Genomic DNA, 21,040 nt, shown 5'->3' with positions numbered 1-21,040 from the left:
CGCGCGCCGGGTCCCCAGGTCGTGCGGGGGCCGTCTCGCCCCGCGGCTCCGGGCCGCCACGGTGGTCGGCATGACCCCCACCGAGAGAACCGTCCCCCGCCTGCCCGACCGCGACTCCGCCACCACCCTGGAGGAGTGGGCGGCCGTCGTCTGCGACGAGCCCTGCGACGAGGACCTGCTCTACGTCGTCCTCGTCGACGTGGCGCGCGAGCCCTGCCAGAGCGTCCTGCGCCTCCGCGGCCAGCCCCGCCTCCCGTACGGCCGCGACGTCGACGTGCTCGAGCGGCTGCTCCGCGACCAGGCGTCGGCCTGTCGCGCCCGCGGCCTGGTGCTGGTCTGGCAGCGGGCGCTCGAGTCCGAGCTCGACGACCTCGCCGTCTCGACGTGGGCCCGCGGGGTCTCCGACCGGCTGGCCTCGGGCGGTCTGCGCCTCCACGGCCAGGTGCACCGGTCGCCGTCGGGGTTCCGCCCGGCGCGCCCGCTCAGCGGCGAGCTGGCCGAGCACGTGCTGCCCGACGGCCCGGCCAGCCCGCTGCCCGACCGGCGGCCGGTGATGATGCGGAACCCCCACCACTGACCGGCGGCCCCGCCGCGCCGGTGCCCGGCCGCGGACGCGAGGAGGCGCGGCCCGGCTGGGTGCCGGGTCGCGCCTCCTCGAGCGGGCCGCCGGGGCCCGTGTGCGGCTAAGCCGCTTCCCAGGTGGCGTGCACCACTGCGCGCGCCAGCGTGTGGTCGCGGATCGTGAAGGCCAGCAGGGTGGGCGTGGCGCCGGCGTCGACGCCCGTCGTCTCGACGTCGAGCGCGTGCACGGCGACGAAGTAGCGGTGCGGCCCGTGGCCCTGCGGCGGTGCCGCGCCGAGGAAGCGGCGGAGGCCCGCGTCGTTCGGCAGCTGGTAGGCGCCCTCGGGCAGCCCCGAGCCGTCGTCGTCACCGGCCCCGGAGGGCAGCGAGGTCGTCGTCGCCGGCAGGTCGGCCACCGCCCAGTGCCAGAAACCGGCCGCCGTCGGGGCGTCGGGGTCGTACACGGTCACCGCGTAGCCCTTGGTGCACTCGGGGGCGCCCGACCACGAGAGCTGCGGGCTGACGTCCTCGCCGCCCGCGCCGAAGATGCCGCTCACCTGGGGCATCGACAGCACCCCGCCGTCGACCAGGTCGGTGCTCGTCAGGGTGAACGACGGCACCTCGGAGATGCTGTCGTAGGGGTTCGTGCGCGGGTCGCTCATTCGTCTCCTCCTGCCGCGGCGTCGAGCCGCTGGATCTCGTCGGCCGACAGCTTGACCGTGGCCGCCGTCGCCGAGTCCATGATGGTCTGCGGGCGTCGCGAGCCGGGGATGGGCACGACGAGCTCGCTCTTCGAGAGCTCCCAGGCGAGGGTGAGCACCTGGGGGCTGAGGCGCCGCGCGTTCGCGATCTCCGCGAAGACGGCGTGCTTCGAGCCGAGCTCGGCCGCGTCGGTGATGCCGCCGAGGGGGCTCCACGGCAGGAAGGCGATGCCCATCTCGTCGCACAGGGCCAGCTCGACCTCGCTCGACCGGAAGGCCGGCGAGTACTGGTTCTGCACCGACACGAGACGGCCGTCGAGCACCTCGTTCGCGAGGCGGATCTGGTCGACGTCGGCGTTCGAGATGCCCGCCATGCGGATCACGCCCTCGTCGAGCAGCTCCGCCAGGGCCCCGATCGAGTCCGCGTACGGCACGGCCGGGTCCGGGCGGTGGAACTGGTACAGGCCGATGGTCTCGACGCCGAGGCGCTGCGCGGACGCGCGTGCCGCCTCCTTCAGGTAGGCCGGGTCGCCGTTCTGTGACCAGTCGCCGGCGCCGGGGCGGAGGTGGCCGCCCTTGGTCGCGACGAGCACGTCCGACGTGTCGCCGTGGTAGCTCGCGAGGGCCCGGGCGACGAGCGACTCGTTGTGCCCGACCTCGTGCGCGCCGGGCTGGTGGTAGGCGTCGGCCGTGTCGATCAGGGTGATGCCCTGCTCGAGGGCGGCGTGGATCGTCGCCACCGCCTGCTTCTCCTCCGGCCGGCCCTCGATCGACAGGGGCATCGCCCCGAGGCCGATCGCGCTGACGGTGACGTCTCCGATGGTCCGTGTCCTCATGCTGTTCTCCTGTTCACCACGCGTAGTCCTCGGGCGCCGTGCGGTGCCCGGGGAAGATCTCGTCGAGACGCCCGAGGGCGTCGTCGTCGAGTCGGATGTCGACGGCCGCGACGGCCGACTCGAGCTGCTCCATCGTGCGCGGGCCCGTGATGGGCCCGGTCACGCCCGGCTGGTGCAGCAGCCACGCCAGGGCGAGCTCGCCCGGGGCGTGGCCGAGGTCGTCGGCCAGGGCCTCGTAGCGCTCGAGCTGCTCACGGTGCTCGGCCACGTACTCGGCCGCACGGCCCTCGAGGCGTCGGACACCCTGGTCGGCCTTCCGGACGACGCCGCCCAGCAGGCCGCCGTTCAGGGGCGACCACGGGATCATGCCCAGGCCGTAGGCGCGGGCCGCCGGCAGCGTCTCGCGCTCGACGTCACGGACGATGAGGTTGTAGATCGACTGCTCGCTGACGAGGCCGGTGAAGTGCCGGGCCCTCGCCGCCTCCTGCGCCTGGGCGATGTGCCAGCCGGCGAAGTTGCTGCTGCCGGCGTAGAGCACCTTGCCCTGCTGGACGGCCACCTCCATCGCCTGCCAGATCTCCTCCCACGGCGTCTCCCGGTCCACGTGGTGGAACTGGTACAGGTCGATGTGGTCGGTCTGCAGCCGCGTGAGGCTCTCGTCGAGGGCACGTCGGATGTTCAGCGCGCTGAGCTTGCCGCCGTTCGGCCAGTCGCTCATGTCGCCGTAGAGCTTGGTGGCGAGCACCGTCTTCTCGCGGCGGCCGCCGCCGCCGGCGAACCAGCGGCCGATGATCTGCTCGGTGACGCCCTCGCCCTTCTGCCAGCCGTAGACGTTCGCCGTGTCGAAGAAGTTGACGCCCAGGTCGTGGGCGCGGTCCATGATCGCGTGGGAGTCGGCCTCGGAGGTCTGCGGCCCGAAGTTCATCGTGCCGAGCACCGCCCTCGAGACGGACAGCCCCGTGCGTCCCAGATGTGTGTAGTCCATGGCTCCTGGCTACGCCCTCCGACCGGTGACCGCTCACAGCTGGTGCGGGGCCGCCACCGGGGCCGCCGCGGGGGACTGCCCGCCGGCCCCTCGATCCGCGGCGTGCCCAGGCGCTTGGCAGGCGGCACGGCGGGCCCTGTCAGGCCGACCCCCTACCGTCGGGGCATGTCGTCCCGCAGCACCACCGCCTCCGGCACCCGACGTGCCCGGGCCCGCGCCCGCTACGCCTCGGCCAGGGCCCGCCTCGACGCCTGGCCGCGCCTCCGCGTCGCGTACAAGGTGCTGGTCGCCCTCGTCGGCCTGCTCGTCGTGGCCCTCGGGCTCGTCCTCGTGCCGCTGCCCGGGCCCGGGTGGCTCATCGTCTTCGTCGGCGTGGCCGTGCTCGGCACGGAGTTCCCCGCGGCCCACCGGGTCACGCAGGCCGTGCGGCGGGTCGGCCGTGGCCTGCACCTCCGCTGGCGGGCCTGGCGCGCCGCCCGCTCGGCCCGGGCCGCCTGAGCCCCGCGGCCCCGCGCCGCCGCCTCGACCGGCCGTCCGGCAGACAGGCGAGAGGAGCCCCCCGCCCAGGCAGGGGGCTCCTCTCGTCGTCTGTGCTGCCTAGTGCGGGGCGACGTACGCGACGGGCTCGGGCAGGCCGGCCTCGGCGCGGATGCTGCGCGAGAGCCTCTCGATCGCCGTGAGCGCCGCGACGACGTCGTCGGCCGTCACCGGGAACGGCATCGAGTGGATCGTCTCCGACTCGACCGTGGCGGCCTCCGCGACGGCGCGCAGCTCGTCGTGGTCGTCGACGGAGAGGCCGATCTCGGTGAGGGTGTTGGGCAGGCCCACGCGGGTGGTGAAGACCACGAAGTCCTCGATCTCCTGACGGGGCGCGCCCTCCAGCACGAGCTGGGTCATCGAGCCGACGTTGACCTTCTGCCCGTGGGTGAGGCCGTGCGTCTGGGGAGCCGCGGTCAGCCCGTTGTGGATCGCGTGGGCGGCGGCGAGGCCCCCCGACTCGAAGCCCAGGCCCGAGAGCAGCGTGTTCGCCTCCACGAGGTCCTCCAGGGCCGGGGTGACGACGTGGTCGCGCACCGCCTCGAGGGCCGAGAACGCGTTCTCGTGGATGATCTCCCACGACAGCCGGGCCAGCGCCACGCCCGTCTTCGTCGCCAGGCCGCCCGCCATGGTCGTGGCGTGGGCCCGCGACGAGGCCCGCGCCTCCAGCCAGGTGGCCAGGGCGTCGCCGATGCCGGCGACCAGGAACTTCTCCGGGGCGTTCGCGACGAGCTGGGTGTCGACGAGCACGAGGTCGGGGTTCCGCGGGAAGAAGCGGTACTCCAGGAACTCGCCCTCCTCCGTGTAGACGACGGCGAGGGCGGAGGTCGGGGCGTCGGTGGAGGCGACGGTGGGCACGCTCACCCACCGGACGCCGGCCAGGTGGCCCGCCGCCTTCGCCGCGTCGATGGCGCTGCCGCCCCCGATGCCGACGACGACGTCGGACTCGGTCGACCGGATCTGCTCGGCGAGCTCGTCGATGGCCGCGGGGGTCGCGAACCGGCCGAAGCCGACCCTCTCGACGCGCAGCTCCGAGCCGCCGAAGCTCGTCTCGACGGCGTCGCCGACGAGGGCCCAGACGACGTCGTCGGAGACGATCAGGGGCGACGAGCCGATCGCGGCGACGAACTCGCCGAGGCGGGTGATCGCGTCCTTCCCCTGGACGTAGCGGGCGGGGCTCATGACGGTGCGGACCGGTGTGGTCATCGTGTCTTCCTCTCTCGACGGGGTCGCGGTCGACGCTACGCGGCGGCTCTGGGCGGCCCCTGGCCACGTCCAGCCGCCTCCCGGCGGGCCGGGACCCGTGGCCCAGGCCGCTCCCGGTAAAGTCCGTCAGGTGACGCCCAGCCCCGCCTCCGCGACCCCGTACGAGGTCCTCGGCGTGCCCGCCGGCGTGAGCGACGACGAGCTCCGTCGTGCCTACCGCCGCCTCGCGCGCGAGACGCACCCCGACCTCGGCGGCAGCGCGGCCGCGTTCCGCTCCCTCCAGCTCGCCTGGGAACAGGTCGGGACTCCGGAGGCGCGGGCCGCCTACGACCGCCGCCGCGGCCCCGCCACGTCAGGGTCCCGCACCCCGGGGCCCGGCGCCGGCCCGTTCAGCTGGGCCCCTCCGGCCCGCGACGCTCCCCGTACGGGCTCCCAGCCCCGGGCCCGCGTGCACGGCCACCCGGGAGGCGCCAACCGGGAGCGGTACCTCGACCTCATGCGCGAGTGGGTCGGCCGCGGCGTGCCCCTCGACGACCCCTACGACGAACAGCTCGTCCGCACCGCACCGCCCGAGATCCGCCACGTCCTGGCCGACGCGCTCGCCGAGGAGGCGACCGTGGCCGTGGTCACCGGGCTCGGCATCGGCTACACGATCTGGAGCGACGTCGACGCCGGCGACGAGGGCAAGCTCGACCACGTCGTGCTCGGCCCGTCCGGCCTGCTCGCCGTCCAGTCGTCCGACTGGGGGAGCGAGCTCGTCGTCTCGCGGGGCGAGCTCGTCGGCACCGGCGTGCCCGAGCACGAGCAGCCCGTCCGTGACCTCACCCGCCAGGCCCGCGCGGTGCGCCGCGCGACGCGCGTCTCGTTCACCCACCAGCTGATCGTGGTGCCCGACGACGACTTCCCGCCCGCCCTCGAGCAGGTCGGCCGCGGTCGACGGGGCTCCACCTGGGTGCTGCGCCGCTCGCTGCTGGCGCACGTCCTCACCTACGGGCCCGAGCTCGGCGACCGGACCTCGATCAGCGACGTCTTCGAGGTGCGCGAGCGCCTGCAGCAGGCCATCCGCTTCGTCTAGGCGCCGGGCGGTCCGGGCGGCGGGCGGTCCGGGTGGCTGACGGTCCGGGCGGCGGGCGGTCGACCCCCGGCGGCGCTCGACCCGTCGACCGTGCCCGAGCCCGGCCCGGGCGACGACCTCGTCGTCGGCGCCCCGGGCGGGAGGGTGGGGGATGGTCCGACATCGGGTTCCGGACCAGCCCCCGGGGTCTCGTTCGGAGCGTCCGCCCGATCGGATGGGTCGGGCCCGCCGCCTCGCCGGGTCCGCTCCCGGCGGCGTGTGGCAAGCTCGCGGGGTGACCATCCACGGACCCGCCGACGGCTGGGTCGAGACCCCCGACGGCCGACGCTTCTGGGGCCGGGCCGGCGCCGCCGGCCTGCTCGTCGTCGACGCCGACGACCGCGTCCTCCTCCAGCACCGCGTCGAGTGGAGCCACCACGGCGGCACCTGGGGCCTGCCGGGCGGCGCCCGCCAGTTCGACGAGACCGCCGTCGAGGGCGCCCTCCGCGAGAGCGGCGAGGAGGCGGCCGTGCCGGGCGACGCCCTCAGGCTCGTGTTCGAGTCCGTGCTCGAGGTGGCGCCGTGGTCGTACACGACCGTCGTGGCCCGGGTCGAGCGGCCGTTCGAGGCCGTCATCTCCGACGCGGAGAGCATCGAGCTCGCCTGGGTGCCCCGCGCCGACGTGGCGGCCCTGCCGCTGCACCCCGGCTTCGCGGCGTCCTGGCCCGGCCTCGACGCCCAGCTCGACCTCGCGCCGCACCTCGTCGTCGACGCGGCCAACGTCGTCGGGTCGCGACCCGACGGCTGGTGGCGCGACCGTGCCGGAGCCGCCACGCGACTCCTCGGGGCGCTCTCGGCCGCGGCCCGCACGGGACTGCCGGCCGACCTCGTGACGGCGGAGCCCGCGACCGGGGCGGGCGCCGCGACCTCGTGGTGGCCGCACGTCACCGTCGTCCTCGAGGGGGAGGCGCGGGGCGCGGACGAGACCGCCGGCGGCCCCGGGGCGCGCGCCTCGGGCACCGCGGCGCACCCCGTCGAGGTCGTCCGGGCGCCCGCCGACGGCGACTCGGTGATCGTCGAGGTCGTCGACGGCCTGCGGGCCGCCGGCGGGGAGGTCGTCGTCGTGACGGCCGACCGTGAGCTCGGCGACCGCGTGCGGGCCCTCGGGGCCGGCGTCGTCGGCCCGGGGCGCCTGCTCGCGGCCCTCGACGCGCTCCCCGCGAGCTAGGCGCTGTCAGCGCCGGCAGCGCCTCACCCTGCCGCGCGGGCCGCGCACGACGACGCCGTGGTCGCCCCGGTGGGCGACCACGGCGTCGGGTCGGCGGTGCCGCGCGGCTCAGGCGGCGGGGCCGTCGCCGAGGGTGACCGTGGCGGTCTGCGAGGTGCCCGTCGCGTCGGTCCAGGTGACCGTGACGCGGTCTCCCGAGGAGTGTGCCTTCACCGCGGCGGTCAGGGCCTCGGCCGTGGTCACCGGCGTGCCGTCGAGGGCCGTCACCACGTCTCCGGCGACGAGGCCGGCCGACTCGGCCGCGCTCCCGTCGACCGTGCCGGCGATCGGGACGCCGGCGACGCCGCCCGTGGCGGTGCTGGCGATCTCCGCCCCGAGGAAGGCGGGCAGCCCGATCTGGACGGTCGAGCTCGACGTGCCCGACTCGATCTGGCGCGCGATGTCGAGCGCGTCGTCGATCGGGATCGCGTAGCCCGTGATCGGGGTGGTGCCCGAGGAGGCGGCGGTCACGATTCCGACGACGTCGCCGGAGGCGTCGCGCAGGGGCCCGCCGGAGTCGCCCGAGACGACGTCCGACCGGAGCTCGATCAGCCCGGTCAACGACTCCGTGCCCGTGCCCGACTCGCTCTGCACCTGGATCGACTCGTCGGTGGACAGGACGGTGCCGGTCGCCGTCACGAGGTCTCCGGTGCCGCCCGCGTTGCCCGTCGAGTGCACGGCGTCGCCCACCGCGACGTCGCTCGAGTCGTCGAACGTCACGGGGGTGAGCCCGCTCGCGTCGCGCAGCTGGAGCACGGCGACGTCGTTCGTCGCGTCGGTGCCGACGACGTCGGCCGTGTACGTCCGGCCCGAGGCCTCGTCGGTCACCAGGATGCTCGTCGCGCCCTGCACGACGTGGTTGTTGGTCAGCACGAGGCCGCCCGCCGTGAGCACCATGCCCGTGCCGGCCGACTTGTACGACTCGTCGTAGTTCAGCGTCGAGACGATGGTGACGACGCCCGCGGTCTCCGCGTCCGTCGCGGGCACGGCCGACGACTCGGTCGTGCCCGTGCCGCCCTGCGTCCCGTCGCCCGGCAGGGCGCTCCCGGTGCCGCCCTGGGCGCTGCCCGACCCGCCGGTGCTGCCCGAGCGGGGGCCGAGCAGCTGGGGGGCGAGCTCGAGCGCCTGTCGCTGGGCCGCCGCGGAGGCCGCGGCGGCCTCGCCGGCCGTGCGGCCGACCGCCCAGGCGCCCGCACCGGCTCCGCCGGCCACGAGCACGACCGCGGCGGCGGCCCCGGTCAGCGCGAGCCAGCGCCGCGAGCGGCGACGGCTCGACGCGGCGGCGGGCGTCGTGGCCGGCCCGGCGAAGGTCGGGGGCACGGCCCGGCCGGGGGCCGCGTCGTACGACTGGTGGCCGTCGTCGGCCACGGGCCGGGCGGCGGAGACGTACCGGGCGTCCGACGTGCCGGTGACGTGGGGGAGGGCGTGAGCGACCGGTGAGCCCTCGTCGGCGGCGGACGGCCTCGGGGCGGGCTGCGCCGTCGGGGCGGGCTGGCGGACGTCGTCCGTGCCGGCGTCGGTGCGGGCGTTCTCGTCGCGCTCGGGGTGGTCCATGGGGTGCCTCCTGTGGCTGTCGTGGTGACGTGCCCCCATCAGACGTCGGCCCCCTGTCCGTTCCCGATGACGAGTCCATGAACGCGGCGGGAGTCGCATGAGGAGGAGCCGTGAACGGCGGCCGCGTCGGGCTGCTCGTCGCGGCCCGACCGCGTCCGGGCCCGGATCCGGTTCCCGTCGGCGGTCCGAGTTCCTATACGCTGGGACGCCGAAGGAGGTCCACGATGGCAGAGCCCGACAACAACGTCCCCGGCACGCACGACGGTGACGACGTTCACACCCGTGCTCACCAGGGCCACGCGTCCGACCCGGCACCGTCGGGGGTCGACACGACCCTCAGCTTCAACGAGGAGTTCCAGGCGCAGCTCGCCGCCCTCGAGGGCGGCGTCTCCACCGACGAGCGCGAGGCCGTCACGGCCCTCCCCTCCGGCTCGGCCCTCCTCGTGGTCCGCCGCGGCCCCAACATCGGCGCCCGCTTCCTCCTCGACTCCGACGTCACCGTGGCCGGCCGCCACCCCGACGCGGGCATCTTCCTCGACGACGTGACGGTCAGCCGCAAGCACGCGGAGTTCCGCCGCTCGGGCACGACCTTCACCGTCCGTGACCTCGGCTCGCTGAACGGCACGTACTTCGACGGCACCCGGATCGACGAGGCCCTGCTCAGCGACGGCGCCGAGGTGCAGGTCGGCAAGTTCCGGCTCACCTTCTACGCCTCGCGCGTCGACCTCGCCAAGCTGGCGATCGGGTAGTGCCCCGCTCCTCCGCCGCTCGCTCCGCCGAGTCGGGTCCCGTCGACCTGCTCACCATCGGCCAGGTGCTCGCGCGGCTCAAGTCGGAGTTCCCCGACCTCAGCAACAGCAAGCTGCGCTTCCTGGAGGAGCGCCAGCTCGTCACGCCGGTCCGCACCCCCTCCGGCTACCGCAAGTTCTCCCCGGCCGACGTCGAGCGCCTCCGCTTCATCCTCGGCCTCCAGCGCGACCACTACCTGCCCCTCAAGGTCATCCGTCAGCACCTCGACGACCTCGACGCGGGCCGTCCCACCTCGCTGCCGACCGGCTCGGCCCCCGTGTCGATCGTGTCGCACCCCCGCCGCGTCACGCGTGACGAGCTGCTCGACCGCACCGGTGCCTCGGCGGGCCTCCTCGACGACGCGATCAGCGCCTCCCTGGTGGCTCCGTCCGACGTGTACGGCGACGACGCCGTGACCATGCTCGCGGCCCTCGTCGAGCTCTCTCGGTCGGGCATCGAGCCGCGGCACCTCCGCGGCGTCCGCTCCTCCGTCGAGCGCGACCTGGGGCTCGTCGAGAACGCCCTCTCGTCCGTCGCGCGTCGCCGTGACGCCGCCGGCCGTGCCCGTGTCGCCGAGCTCTCGCGGGAGATCACCGAGCAGCTCGACGTCGTCCGCGGCGCCCTGCTCCGCACCGCCCTCGAGCGCCTCGACACGTAGACGCCGGGGCGGCGGAGGAATATCCTCGACACGCCGACTGCTCCGGGCGGATGTCGCCTCGTCCGACGCCTCGTGTGGGTACCTTGGGTCTTGGTCAAACCATCAACCCGATGTTGAACGTTACGGGTCTGGACGAAGAACAGTGGAAGGCAGCTGCATGAGTGAGTCAGGGTCCCCCGAGGATTCCCGCTACGAGCTGGGACTCCTGTTCACGGACGGCCTGCCCGAGCTCGACACCGACAGCGGCTACCGCGGCACCGTCGCCGCCCGTGCCGCGGGCATCAGCTACCGCCAGCTCGACTACTGGGCCCGCACGGGCCTCGTCGAGCCGACCATCCGCGGCGCCGCCGGCTCCGGCTCGCAGCGCCTCTACGGCTTCCGCGACATCCTCGTGCTCAAGCTCGTGAAGCGCCTCCTCGACACCGGCATCTCGCTCCAGCAGATCCGGACGGCCGTGAACCAGCTGCGCGAGTCCGGGGTCAGCGACCTCGCGCAGACCACGCTGATGAGCGACGGTGCGAGCGTCTACCTCTGCACCTCCGACGACGAGGTCATCGACCTCGTCAGCCGCGGCCAGGGCGTCTTCGGGATCGCCGTGGGCAAGGTCCTCCGTGAGGTGGAGACCAGCCTCGTCGAGCTCGACAGCACTCCCGCCGCCGACCCCTCCGACGAGCTCGCGGCTCGTCGCGGCAGCCGCGCCAGCTGACCGGCCCGCCGGCCTCCCCGTCGAGACGGCCCCCTCGTCGCCGTGAGGCGGGAGGGGGCCGTCGTTGTGGTGGGGCCACGACGGTCAGCGGGCTGCGGGCTCCGCGTAGTCGCCGATCTTCGCCGTGCGCATGATGCGCTCGAGCAGCTGGTCGAAGTTGCGGGCCATCTCCTGGGCGCTCTCGCCGGGCCAGGCGTGCAGGGGCTTCGCGGCGCCCTGGGCCTGCTGCAGGGAGGTGCGCTCCGGCAGCTGCGGGCTGAGCACGAGCGGGCCGAACATGTCGCGGAGCTCCTTGATGCGGAACTGGTGCTCGATGGACTGCACCCGGGCGCGGTTCACGATGATGCCGAGGGGCTGGAGGCGCGGTGACAGGCCCCGGCGGATCTCCTCGATGGCCCGGAGTGCGCGATCCGCCGCGGCGACGCTGAACAGGCCCGGCTCGGTGACGACGGTGACCCGGTCGGACGCGGCCCAGGCCGTACGGGTGAGCGCGTTGAGCGACGGAGCGCAGTCGATCAGGACGAGGTCGTAGTCGGCCTCGACGTTCGCGAGGGCCTCCTCGAGCTTCCAGATGTCGCGGATCGACGGGTGCGGGCCGTCGAAGTTGATCGCCGACGGGCTGCCGATCATCACGTCGATCTTGCCCTGGCGACCCTTCGTCCAGCCGCTCGGCGCGATGGCGGCCCGGACGGTCTTCTCCTTGGGGGAGGCGAGGACGTCGGCCACGTTGAGGTGGCCCGCGACGGTGATGTCGAGGCCCGTCGAGACGTCGGACTGCGGGTCGAGGTCGACCACCAGGGTCCGGAGGCCCTTGGCGAAGGCCGCCGACGTGAGCCCGAGCGTCACGGTCGTCTTGCCGACGCCGCCCTTGAGAGAACTGACGCTGAGTACATGCACGACCACGACGATACCGTCCCCGGCGTCGAGACGCCTGCACGTCGTCCGCGCGGCACGCGGCGGGTGGGCGCGCGGACGGCTCCGGGCATGGTGGAGTAGGGGGGTGACCGTCAGAACCATCCGCCTCTTCGGCGACCCCGTCCTCCGTTCCCCGGCCGACCCCGTCGTCGTCGGCGACCCCCGGCTCGACTCCCTCGTCGCCGACCTCCTCGACACCGTGCGGGAGCCGGGGCGCGCGGGCGTCGCGGCGCCCCAGATCGGGGTCGACCTCCGCGCCTTCAGCTACAACGTCGACGGCGAGGTCGGCTACGTGCTCAACCCCGTCGTGGTCGAGGCCTCCGGCGAGCGGGAGCTCGTCGACGAGGGGTGCCTGTCCGTGCCCGGCTTCTGGTTCCCCACCCCGCGCTGGTCGTACGCCCGCGTCGAGGGCGTCGACCTCGCCGGCGAGCGCGTGGTGCTGGAGGGCACGGGCCTGATGGCCCAGGCGCTGCAGCACGAGACCGACCACCTGGCCGGGACCCTCTACGTGATGACCCTGGAGCCCGAGACCAAGCGCGACGCGATGCGCCAGATCCGGGCCAGCGACTGGTGGCGCGTGTAGCTCGCCGCGTCGCCGGCCCGGGCGGTCAGCGCGCCCGGCGCCCCGTCGGGGCGTCCGGGACGGTGCGCACGGACTCCGTCGTCGGGAAGACCGTGTAGAGGTCGGTGATCTCCTGGGCGAAGTCGCGCACGACAACGGCGCGCTTGACGCTCATCTTGGGCGTCAGGTGCCCCGCGGCCTCCGTCAGCTCGACCGGCAGCACCACGAACTTGCGGATCGACTCGGCCCGCGAGACGGCGTCGTTGGCCACGTCGACGGCTCGCTGCACCTCGGCGAGCACCTTCGGGTGCCGAGCGGCCTCGGCCAGCGGCATGTCCGCTGCCTCGCCCGCGTTGTTGAGCCAGACCGGCAGCATCTCGGGGTCGAGGGTCACCAGGGCGCTGACGAACGGCTTCTGGTCGCCCACGACGACGACCTGGCCGACGAGCGGGTTCGCGCGGATGGGGTCCTCGAGGGCCGCCGGCGCGACGTTCTTCCCGCCCGCGGTGACGATGATCTCCTTCTTCCGGCCCGTGATGGTGAGGTACCCCTCGTCGTCCAGGCTGCCGAGGTCGCCGGTGCGGAACCAGCCGTCACGCAGCACCTCGGCCGTCCCCGCCTCGTCGCGCCAGTAGCCGGCGAAGACGTTCTCGCCGCGCACGAGCACTTCCCCGTCGTCGTCGATGCGGACGGAGACGCCCGGCAGCGCCGGGCCCACCGTGCCGATCTTGAAGTGCGAGACGAGGTTGACCGTCGCCGGGGCCGTCGTCTCGGTGAGGCCGTAGCCCTCGAGGACCCGGATGTCGAGGCTGCGGAAGAAGTGGCCGAGGCGCGTGCCGAGCGGGGCGGAGCCGGAGACCGCGTAGCGGATCCGGCCGCCCATGGCCTTCTTGAGCTTCCCGTAGACGAGCCGGTCGAAGAGCGCGAACCGGAGCTTCAGGCCGAGCGGCACCTCGCCGGCGTCGAGGGCCTTGCTGTGGGCCACCGCGACGGCCGCGGCCCGCCGGAAGACGCCGCCCTTGCCGCCCGCCTCCGCCTTCTGCTCCGCCGAGTTGTAGACCTTCTCGAAGACCCGCGGCACGGCGAGGAGGAAGGTCGGGCGGAACGACGCGAGCGAGGGGAGGAGCTGCTTCGTGTCGGCCTGGTGGCCGACCTTGACGCCCGCGTGCACCGAGAGGACGGCGATGAAGCGGGCGAACACGTGCGCGGTCGTGACGAACAGCAGGGTCGACGACCCGGGGGCGACGACGTCGCCCATGGCCACCGCCGCGTTGCGGCTGGTCTCGACGAAGTTGCCGTGGGTCAGCACGCACCCCCGGGGCCGGCCCGTCGTCCCCGAGGTGTAGATGATCGTCGCGACGTCGGCCGCCGTGGCCAGGCGTCGCCGCCGGTCGATCTCGGCGTCGGGCACGCCCGTGCCCGCCGCCGCGAGCTTCTCGAGGTCGCCGAGGTCGATCTGCCAGACGTGCCGCACGTCGGGCAGCTCGGGGTGGACCTCGTCGAACTTGGCGAAGTGGTCGGCGGTCTCGACGATGACCGCGGTGGCCCCGGAGTCGCTGAGGTTCCAGTGGACCTGGCTCGGCGCGCTCGTCTCGTAGACCGGCACCAGCATCGCGCCGGCGAACCACGTGGCGAAGTCGACCAGCGTCCACTCGTACCGCGTGCGGCACATCAGCCCGATCTTCTCGCCGGGCTCGACGCCGGCGGCGACCAGGCCCTTGGCGAGGGCCCGCACCTGGGCCAGGAACTCGGCCGCGGTGACGTCCTGCCAGCCCCCGACTCCGTCGGGGACGGCGAACAGCGCGGCGTCCGGGGTGAGGGCCGCCCGCTCGACCAGGAGGTCGGTGGCGTTGGCGGCGGGGTCCGGCTCGACGGCCAGGGGGGTGGTGTGCTCGTTCACGGCAGCTCCTTCGGTACCGAACGACGGTCTGCCCACCCTAGCCGGACCGGCCCGTCCGGTGGCGAGCCCCGGGGCGGGGCGAGGCTAGACTCCCTGTTCGTGCAGGCAATCGGAATCGACATCGGTGGTACGAAGATCGCGGGTGGCGTCGTCACCGAACTCGGGGAGATCGTCGAGGAGCGTCGCGTGCCGACCCCGGCCGGCGACTCCGCCGCCATCGTGGACGCCGTGGTCGAGATGATCACCGCCCTCCGCTCGGCCCACCCCGACGTCGTCGCGGCGGGCGTCGCCGCCCCCGGATTCATCGACGCCTCGCAGTCCACCGTCTACTACACGCCGAACATCGCGTGGCGGAACGAGCCCCTGCGCGCCCGCCTGGCCGAGCGCATCGACCTCCCGATCACGATCGACAACGACGCCAACGCCGCGGGCTGGGCCGAGTTCCGGTTCGGCGCCGGGCGCCTCGCCAGCGACATGACCATGCTCACGATCGGCACCGGCGTCGGCGGGGCCGTCGTCGCCCAGGACCGCCTCATGCGCGGCGGCTTCGGCACGGGCGGCGAGCTCGGCCACATGCGCATCGTCCCCGACGGGCTGCCCTGCGGCTGCGGGGCCCGCGGCTGCATCGAGCAGTACGGCTCGGGCCGGGCCCTCCTCCGCATGGCCGGCGAGGTCGCCGACCAGGTCGGGGTCGGCACCGCCCTCGCCGAGGTCCGCACGCGCAAGGGCGAGCTCACCGGCCACGACGTGAGCGACCTGCTCACGGCGGGGGACCCGGGCGCCCTCGAGGCCCTCCGCCAGCTCGGCACCTGGCTGGGCCAGGCCGCGGCGTCGCTGAGCGCCATCCTCGACCCCCAGGTCTTCGTCTTCGGGGGCGGCGTCGCCCAGGCCGGCGAGCTGCTGCTCGCCCCCGTCCGGGCGGCGTACCTCGAGCACCTCCCGGCGCGCGGCTACCACCCCGAGCCCGAGTTCGTCATCGCCGAGCTCGTCAACGACGCGGGCGTCGTCGGGGCCGCCGACCTCGCACGGGTGCACGCCGCGAGCCGCTAAGCTCCGACCGCTCAGAGAAGAGAGGCTCCGCCCGATGCTGTACTGGTTCCTCAAGACGTTCGTGGCGAGCCCGCTCGTCCTGACCGTCTTCCGCCCGTGGGTGCGCGGCCTCGAGAACGTGCCCGCGACCGGTGCCGTCATCTTCGCGAGCAACCACCTGTCGTTCGTCGACTCGATCTTCCTTCCCCTGGCCCTCGAGCGCCGCATCTCCTTCCTCGCCAAGAGCGACTACTTCACGGGGCGCGGCGTCAAGGGCTGGGCCATGCGGCTCTTCTTCACCGCGACCGGCCAGCTCTCCATCGACCGCTCGGGGGGCAAGGCGTCGGAGGCGTCGCTCGCGACGGGCCTGGCGGTCCTGGCACGGGGCGAGCAGCTGGGCATCTACCCCGAGGGCACGCGGAGCCCCGACGGCCGCCTGTACCGGGGTCGCACGGGCGTGGCGCGCATGATCCTCGAGGGGCACGTGCCGGTCGTGCCGGTCGCCATGATCGACACCGAGAAGGTCATGCAGACGGGCACCAAGATCCCGAAGATCCGCCGCGTCGGGGTCGTCTTCGGCGAGCCGCTCGACTTCAGCCGGTTCGAGGGCATGGAGGGCGACCGGTTCATCCTCCGGTCGATCACGGACGAGATCATGTACGAGCTGGCGGCCCTGAGCGGCCAGGAGTACGCCGACGTCTACGCCTCCTCCGTCAAGGAGAAGCGCGCCGCCCTTTCGCGATAAGCTCGCTCGTCGGAACCGACCGGCTCCGCCCCTCCGAGACGCAAGGACGACCGTGGTCCAGCCCCCTGAACCGTTCGCAGCCATCGCCGACGCCGACGTGCTCGAGGGCCTCGACCGGTGGCGCACGCTGCCGATCAAGCAGCAGCCCAGCTGGCCCGACGGCGCGGCCGTCGAGGCCGCCTCGGCCGAGCTGGCCACGTTGCCGCCCCTCGTCTTCGCGGGCGAGGTCGACACCCTCCGCGAGCGGCTCGCGGCCGCGGCCCAGGGGCGGGCGTTCCTGCTCCAGGGCGGCGACTGCGCCGAGACCTTCGCCGGGGCCACGGCCGACCAGATCCGCGACCGGGTCAAGACCATCCTCCAGATGGCGGTCGTGCTGACCTACGGCGCCTCGATGCCCGTCATCAAGATGGGCCGCATGGCCGGCCAGTTCGCGAAGCCGCGCTCGAGCGACGACGAGACCCGCGACGGCGTGACCCTGCCCGCGTACCGCGGAGACATCGTCAACGGCTACGACTTCACGCCCGAGTCCCGCCGCGCCGACCCGGCACGCCTCGTGAAGGGTTACCACACCTCCGCGTCGACCATCAACCTGATCCGGGCCTTCACCCAGGGCGGCTTCGCCGACCTCCGTCAGGTGCACAGCTGGAACAAGGGCTTCGCCCGGAACCCCGCCAACGCCCAGTACGAGAACCTCGCCCGCGAGATCGACAAGGCCATCCGCTTCATGGAGGCCGCCGGGGCCGACTTCGACGAGCTCAAGCGCGTCGAGTTCTACACCAGCCACGAGGGCCTGCTGATGGACTACGAGCGCCCCATGACGCGCATCGACAGCCGCACCGGGACGCCCTACGTGCTCTCGTCGCACTTCGTCTGGATCGGAGAGCGCACGCGCGACCTCGATGGTGCCCACGTCGACTTCCTCTCCCGGGTGCGCAACCCGATCGGCGTCAAGCTCGGCCCGAGCACGACCCCCGACGACATGCTGCGGTTGATCGACGTGCTCGACCCCGACCGGGAGCCCGGCCGCCTGACCTTCATCACCCGCATGGGCGCGGGCAAGATCCGCGACGCCCTGCCGCCCCTCCTCGAGGCCATCACGGCGGCCGACGCCACGCCGCTCTGGGTCAGCGACCCGATGCACGGCAACGGCCTCACGACGCCGACGGGCTACAAGACCCGTCGCTTCGAGGAGATCATGGACGAGGTCAAGGGCTTCTTCGAGTCGCACCGTGCCGCGGGCACCCACCCCGGCGGCATCCACATCGAGCTCACCGGCGACGACGTCACCGAGTGCCTCGGCGGGTCGGAGCACATCGACGAGGCCACCCTGGCGACGCGGTACGAATCGCTCTGCGACCCGCGCCTCAACCACATGCAGTCGCTCGAGCTCGCCTTCCTCGTCGCGGAGGAGCTGGCAGCCGTCTGAACCGCGCCTCCCGCACCGCCGCGCGGACCGACGCCCCGCCCTCCTCGAGAGGGCGGGGCGTCGGTCGTCCCGGGAGCTACTCGACGCGGTAGCTCAGCGCGATCGTCGATCCCCGGGCCGCCGTGCCCCCGGCGGCGGGGTCCGTGGCGGTCACGGGGAGGCGCGCCTCCCAGTCGTAGAAGGCGCACGTGAAGTTCGTGCACTTGTCGTACGTCACACGGAGGCCGAGGGCGCGGAGCTCCGCGACGGCGTCGTCGATGGTCTTTCCCGTGACGTCCGGGACGGTCACCGGCGCCGGGCCCTTCGAGACGATCAGGTCGAGGGTCGCTCCGGGCACGAGCACGCCGTCGGTCTGGGCCTCGCTGCGGATGACCGAGCCCGAGGCGACGGAGTCGCTGAACTCGGTGCCCGCCTCCTGGCCGGAGAGGGAGACCGCGGCCAGCGCCGCCTGGGCCTCCGCCAGCGACCGGCCACTGACGTCGGGCACCGGCCCGGCCGAGACGGTGAGCGTGACGGGGCGCTGCTCGCCGTACTGGGCAGCCGAGCCGAGGTCGACGGGTGAGCCGGAGTCGTCGACGCCGCTGACGGCGATGACGTCGCCCGCGGCGACGGCGGGGTCGAACTGCGTGCTGGAGTCCTCCACGGTGAAGTCGCCGAGGGCTGCCCGGGCGTCCTCCTCCGAGAGACCGACGACGGTGGGGAGGTCGAGCTGCTGCGGGCCCTGCGACACCACCAGCGTGACCGGACGGTCGCGCGCCACCCGGGAGCTCGCCGAGGGGTCGGTGCCGGTGACCTGCCCGGCCGGGACGGTGGGGGAGAAGTCGGTCCTCTGCTCGGGGGCGACGGTGAGCCCGGCGGCCTGGAGCGCGCTCGTCGCCGTGGCGGGGTCCTGGCCGGCCACGTCCGGGACGGCGATCTGCGCACCGGGGCCCGCGCTGAACCACCAGCCGGCGCCGCCGCCGAGCAGGGCGAGCACGAGCACCAGGGCGAGCCACACGGCACCCCGGCGACGGCGTCGCGCCGCCACGGCGGCCAGCTTCTCGACGTTGGGCGCCTGCGGCGGCGGGACGGGGCCGGTCCGGTGGCGCGCCCGCGGGAGGGTCTGCGTCTCGCCCGTCGCGCCGCGGGGGAGGACGGTCGTGGCCGAGGTCGGCGACGACGCGGGGGCCGGGGGCAGCACCATCGTGCGCTGCGGAGGTCGCGCGCCCGCCGGGTCTGCCAGCGCCCGCTGCACGTCGACGAGCTGCTCGAGCAGCGCGCGGGCGTCGCGGGGGCGGTGCTCGGGGTCGCGGGCCGTGGCCCAGAGCACGAGCTCGTCGAGCTCCACCGGCACGCCCGGTGCGACGAGGCTCGGCGCGGGGACCGTGTCGTTGGCGTGCTGGTAGGCGATCTGCATCGGCTGCTCGCCCTTGTACGGCTGCTCACCGGTGAGCATCTCGTAGAGCATGATGCCGAGGGCGTAGATGTCGCTGCGGGTGTCGGCGATGCCGCGCGTGACCAGCTCGGGCGAGAGGTACGCGATCGTCCCGAGGAGGGCCGCGCCGGTGGCGGTGTTGGCGGTGGCGGCGCGGGCGAGTCCGAAGTCGCCGATCTTGATGCGGCCGTCGTCGGCCAGCAGCACGTTCTCGGGCTTGAGGTCGCGGTGCACGATGCCGGCACGGTGGGCCGCGGCGAGGCCGGCCAGGACCGCCTCGAGGATGTCCATCGCCTGTTCGCTCGTGAGGACGGAGTGGTCCTGCAGGAGCTCGCGCAGCGTGATGCCGGGCAGGTACTCCATCACGAGGTACGCGCTGTCGTCGTCCTGCCCCTGGTCGAAGACGTTGACCACGTTCGGGTGGGCGAGGCGGGCCGCCGACCGTGCCTCCTGGATGAAGCGCTCCTTGAAGGAGGCGTCGTCAGCGAGGTGACCGTGCATGATCTTGATCGCGACGCGCCGTTCGAGCCGCAGATCGGTGGCGAGGTACACGGTGGCCATGCCGCCCCGGGCGATGCGTGAGCGGACCTGGTAGCGATCGTCGATGAGACGGCCGATCATCGGGTCAGTCTGGTTCACGCTCACCCCGCAGATCCTACGGACTCGCCCCGCCCCGGCAGCGCGGACTCACCGGCGGGGCCGCAAGAACGCCCGCGCCGGCGGGGCTCAGCCGAGGGTCGCGAGCCAGGAGGCGGCGGGCCCCTCCCACTTGGCGTAGGCGGTCGGGTGCGCCGAGAGCTGGACGGCCTGGGCCGCCGCCGTGAGCGACATGCCCGACCAGCCCTTCACGTCGAGGAGCCCCCGGGTCTTGCCGACGTTGGGGTTGGTGCGGCCGCCGAAGAAGAGCTTGGTCGCGTGGACGGGGTCGGTCAGCTGGGCGACCGTGCCCCACCCCGTGCTGGGGCGCTGCTGGTAGAGGCCCACCGAGTCGCGGTCGCCCCAGTCGATGTTCCGGAGGCTCGACTCCTGCGCCGCCGCCGCCAGGGCGACGATGATCGCGCGGTCTCCGACGCCCAGCTCCCGGCCGACGCGGATGATCGTGCGGGCGTTGCCCTGCTGCTCGGCGGTGAGGGCAGTGCCGACCGCGAGGGGCGTGGCCGACGTGGCGACGACGGTCGTCGCGGGGGCCGACGTCGTGCCGTTGGCCGTGCCGCTCGTCGAGGGGATCGTCAGCGTCGTCCCCGCGTAGATCGTGCTCGTGAAGCTCAGGCCGTTGGCGGCCAGGAGCGCCTTCGTGCTGACGCCCGTGCGGGCGGCGATCGACGCCACGGTGTCGCCCGACCGGATGATGTACGACGAGGAGCCCGTCGACGCGGCAGGCGGCGCCGAGACGGTCGGGGCCGACGTCTTGGCCGCGGGTGCGGCGGCACCGGGCAGGGCGAGCTGCTGCCCGGGGTAGATGATGCTCGACCAGGAGAGACCGTTGGCCTGCAGCAGCGCGCTCGTGCTGACGCCGTGGGCGCCGGCGATGGAGCTCAGCGTGTCGCCGCGGGCGATCGTGTAGCGGGTCGGCGACGAGGAGGCGCGGCTGCTGCTGACGGGGACGCTGGGGGCGGCCGCGGCGCCGGCCACGAGGCTCAGGGTCTGCCCGGGGAAGATGGTGGACTTCCAGCTCAGGCCGTTGAGCGCGAGGACGCTGGCCGTGCTGAGGCCGAACGAGCCCGCGATGCTCGCGACGGTGTCGCCGGACTTCACGGTGTAGCTGGACGGCGCGGTCGCGGCCGCGGTCTGGACCACCGCCTCCTGCGGGGCCTCGGCCACCGGGGGAGTCGTCGGCAGCGTGGGGCGGGGGGTCGCGTGCGGCTCCTTCACCGGGCGCGGCGCGTGGTCGACCGAGGCGACGGGGCCGGTCAGGCCGAGGGCCATGGAGCCGGCGAGCACGATCGGGACCGTGTTGAGCATCGAGCGGGCGACCCGGCTCATGGCCCGGCCGTCGTCGGGCACGAGCGCGGGCCGCGCGAAGGCCGTGCCCGCCGTGGTCGTGGCGGCGGCGGGCGTGCCGGTCGGGGTGCTGTCGTTCATGAGGTGGTCCTCGGCTCGGGGAGTCCGACACGGCCGTGGCCTGGCCCTCGGCGACATGTCTCGATCGCACCAAGCTGACACAGAAGGAGGACCAAGTCAATCAGTGTGGCGGG

The 21,040-nt window shown here is 74.0% G+C and carries 20 protein-coding genes; 11 read left to right on the top strand and 9 right to left on the bottom strand.

Features of this window, described 5'->3' with window-relative positions; all coding sequences use genetic code 11:
* The first annotated feature begins 70 nt into the window (after window positions 1-70).
* Window positions 71-577, top strand: coding sequence for a hypothetical protein (locus tag JOE43_RS11925; protein ID WP_209517970.1), 507 nt, complete (start codon window positions 71-73; stop codon window positions 575-577).
* Window positions 578-683: 106 nt separating this feature from the next.
* Here the strand turns inward: JOE43_RS11925 and JOE43_RS11920 are convergent, their stop codons facing one another.
* From JOE43_RS11920 to JOE43_RS11910, 3 genes are read right to left on the bottom strand one after another with little or no spacing between them, the layout of a single operon-like run.
* Complete coding sequence (locus JOE43_RS11920) at window positions 684-1,223, bottom strand: YbhB/YbcL family Raf kinase inhibitor-like protein (RefSeq protein ID WP_209517968.1); 540 nt, start codon at window positions 1,221-1,223, stop codon at window positions 684-686.
* The gene (locus tag JOE43_RS11915; RefSeq protein ID WP_056055142.1) at window positions 1,220-2,098 is read right to left on the bottom strand and encodes an aldo/keto reductase; all 879 of its coding nucleotides are present in this window, start codon (window positions 2,096-2,098) and stop codon (window positions 1,220-1,222) included. The genes JOE43_RS11920 and JOE43_RS11915 overlap by 4 nt, the downstream gene beginning before the upstream one ends.
* Before the next feature lie 13 nt (window positions 2,099-2,111).
* Window positions 2,112-3,083, bottom strand: coding sequence for an aldo/keto reductase (locus JOE43_RS11910; protein WP_209517966.1), 972 nt, complete (start codon window positions 3,081-3,083; stop codon window positions 2,112-2,114).
* 165 nt (window positions 3,084-3,248) lie between these two features.
* On the opposite strand from JOE43_RS11910, the gene JOE43_RS15975 reads away from it, so the two are divergent.
* The gene (locus JOE43_RS15975; RefSeq protein WP_209517964.1) at window positions 3,249-3,581 is read left to right on the top strand and encodes a PGPGW domain-containing protein; all 333 of its coding nucleotides are present in this window, start codon (window positions 3,249-3,251) and stop codon (window positions 3,579-3,581) included.
* 99 nt (window positions 3,582-3,680) lie between these two features.
* Here the strand turns inward: JOE43_RS15975 and JOE43_RS11900 are convergent, their stop codons facing one another.
* Entirely contained in the window at window positions 3,681-4,826 is a 1,146-nt protein-coding gene (locus tag JOE43_RS11900) for a glycerol dehydrogenase (protein WP_209517961.1), read from the bottom strand.
* 130 nt (window positions 4,827-4,956) lie between these two features.
* Here JOE43_RS11900 and JOE43_RS15970 point away from each other — a divergent pair, with 130 nt between their 5' ends.
* Both JOE43_RS15970 and JOE43_RS11890 read left to right on the top strand, forming a co-directional pair.
* Complete coding sequence (locus tag JOE43_RS15970) at window positions 4,957-5,901, top strand: nuclease-related domain-containing protein (RefSeq protein WP_209517959.1); 945 nt, start codon at window positions 4,957-4,959, stop codon at window positions 5,899-5,901.
* 274 nt (window positions 5,902-6,175) lie between these two features.
* Window positions 6,176-7,108, top strand: coding sequence for an NUDIX hydrolase (locus JOE43_RS11890; RefSeq protein ID WP_307803352.1), 933 nt, complete (start codon window positions 6,176-6,178; stop codon window positions 7,106-7,108).
* Between the two features lie 108 nt (window positions 7,109-7,216).
* On the opposite strand, the gene JOE43_RS11885 is transcribed toward JOE43_RS11890, so the two are convergent.
* Window positions 7,217-8,701, bottom strand: a complete 1,485-nt coding sequence (locus JOE43_RS11885) for a S1C family serine protease (protein ID WP_245187146.1) — start codon at window positions 8,699-8,701, stop codon at window positions 7,217-7,219.
* A 224-nt stretch (window positions 8,702-8,925) separates the two neighbouring features.
* On the opposite strand from JOE43_RS11885, the gene JOE43_RS11880 reads away from it, so the two are divergent.
* The 3 genes from JOE43_RS11880 to JOE43_RS11870 all read left to right on the top strand — a co-directional run bounded on the left by JOE43_RS11880 (window position 8,926) and on the right by JOE43_RS11870 (window position 10,854).
* The gene (locus JOE43_RS11880; protein WP_056055126.1) at window positions 8,926-9,450 is read left to right on the top strand and encodes an FHA domain-containing protein; all 525 of its coding nucleotides are present in this window, start codon (window positions 8,926-8,928) and stop codon (window positions 9,448-9,450) included.
* On the top strand, window positions 9,450-10,148 hold the full coding sequence (locus JOE43_RS11875; protein ID WP_209517954.1) for a MerR family transcriptional regulator: 699 nt from the start codon (window positions 9,450-9,452) through the stop codon (window positions 10,146-10,148). The genes JOE43_RS11880 and JOE43_RS11875 overlap by 1 nt, the downstream gene beginning before the upstream one ends.
* A gap of 157 nt (window positions 10,149-10,305) precedes the next feature.
* Window positions 10,306-10,854 carry a MerR family transcriptional regulator gene (locus JOE43_RS11870; protein ID WP_167259270.1) on the top strand — a complete coding sequence of 183 codons (549 nt, stop codon included), beginning with the start codon at window positions 10,306-10,308 and terminating at the stop codon, window positions 10,852-10,854.
* 84 nt (window positions 10,855-10,938) lie between these two features.
* Here JOE43_RS11870 and JOE43_RS11865 read toward each other — a convergent pair whose 3' ends face one another.
* Entirely contained in the window at window positions 10,939-11,751 is an 813-nt protein-coding gene (locus JOE43_RS11865; RefSeq protein ID WP_056055961.1) for a ParA family protein, read from the bottom strand.
* 103 nt (window positions 11,752-11,854) lie between these two features.
* Between JOE43_RS11865 and JOE43_RS11860 the strand changes: the two genes are divergently transcribed.
* Window positions 11,855-12,352, top strand: coding sequence for a peptide deformylase (locus tag JOE43_RS11860; protein ID WP_209517952.1), 498 nt, complete (start codon window positions 11,855-11,857; stop codon window positions 12,350-12,352).
* A gap of 25 nt (window positions 12,353-12,377) precedes the next feature.
* Here the strand turns inward: JOE43_RS11860 and JOE43_RS11855 are convergent, their stop codons facing one another.
* A complete protein-coding gene (locus JOE43_RS11855; RefSeq protein WP_209517950.1) occupies window positions 12,378-14,231 on the bottom strand; it encodes a long-chain fatty acid--CoA ligase in 1,854 nt (617 codons plus the stop codon).
* A 99-nt stretch (window positions 14,232-14,330) separates the two neighbouring features.
* Here JOE43_RS11855 and JOE43_RS11850 point away from each other — a divergent pair, with 99 nt between their 5' ends.
* Genes JOE43_RS11850 through JOE43_RS11840 form a run of 3 tightly spaced genes read left to right on the top strand, consistent with a single transcriptional unit; the run spans window position 14,331 to window position 17,431 of the window.
* The gene (locus tag JOE43_RS11850; RefSeq protein WP_209517948.1) at window positions 14,331-15,281 is read left to right on the top strand and encodes an ROK family glucokinase; all 951 of its coding nucleotides are present in this window, start codon (window positions 14,331-14,333) and stop codon (window positions 15,279-15,281) included.
* 34 nt (window positions 15,282-15,315) lie between these two features.
* Window positions 15,316-16,005 carry a 1-acyl-sn-glycerol-3-phosphate acyltransferase gene (locus JOE43_RS11845; RefSeq protein WP_056055110.1) on the top strand — a complete coding sequence of 230 codons (690 nt, stop codon included), beginning with the start codon at window positions 15,316-15,318 and terminating at the stop codon, window positions 16,003-16,005.
* A gap of 52 nt (window positions 16,006-16,057) precedes the next feature.
* Window positions 16,058-17,431 (top strand): class II 3-deoxy-7-phosphoheptulonate synthase, encoded by a 1,374-nt coding sequence (locus JOE43_RS11840; protein WP_374073062.1) that lies wholly within the window; start codon window positions 16,058-16,060, stop codon window positions 17,429-17,431.
* Between the two features lie 76 nt (window positions 17,432-17,507).
* Here JOE43_RS11840 and pknB read toward each other — a convergent pair whose 3' ends face one another.
* Both pknB and JOE43_RS11830 read right to left on the bottom strand, forming a co-directional pair.
* Window positions 17,508-19,466 (bottom strand): Stk1 family PASTA domain-containing Ser/Thr kinase, encoded by a 1,959-nt coding sequence (gene pknB, locus JOE43_RS11835; RefSeq protein ID WP_245187631.1) that lies wholly within the window; start codon window positions 19,464-19,466, stop codon window positions 17,508-17,510.
* Window positions 19,467-19,571: 105 nt separating this feature from the next.
* Window positions 19,572-20,927, bottom strand: a complete 1,356-nt coding sequence (locus JOE43_RS11830) for a LysM peptidoglycan-binding domain-containing protein (RefSeq protein WP_209517944.1) — start codon at window positions 20,925-20,927, stop codon at window positions 19,572-19,574.
* Between the last annotated feature and the right edge of the window lie 113 nt (window positions 20,928-21,040).

Origin of the sequence: Frigoribacterium sp. PvP121 (assembly GCF_017833115.1) — a bacterium.
Lineage (GTDB): Bacteria > Actinomycetota > Actinomycetes > Actinomycetales > Microbacteriaceae > Frigoribacterium > Frigoribacterium endophyticum.
The sequence above is the reverse complement of the archived record's forward strand: the minus strand, read 5'-3'. Positions and strand labels throughout refer to the sequence as shown.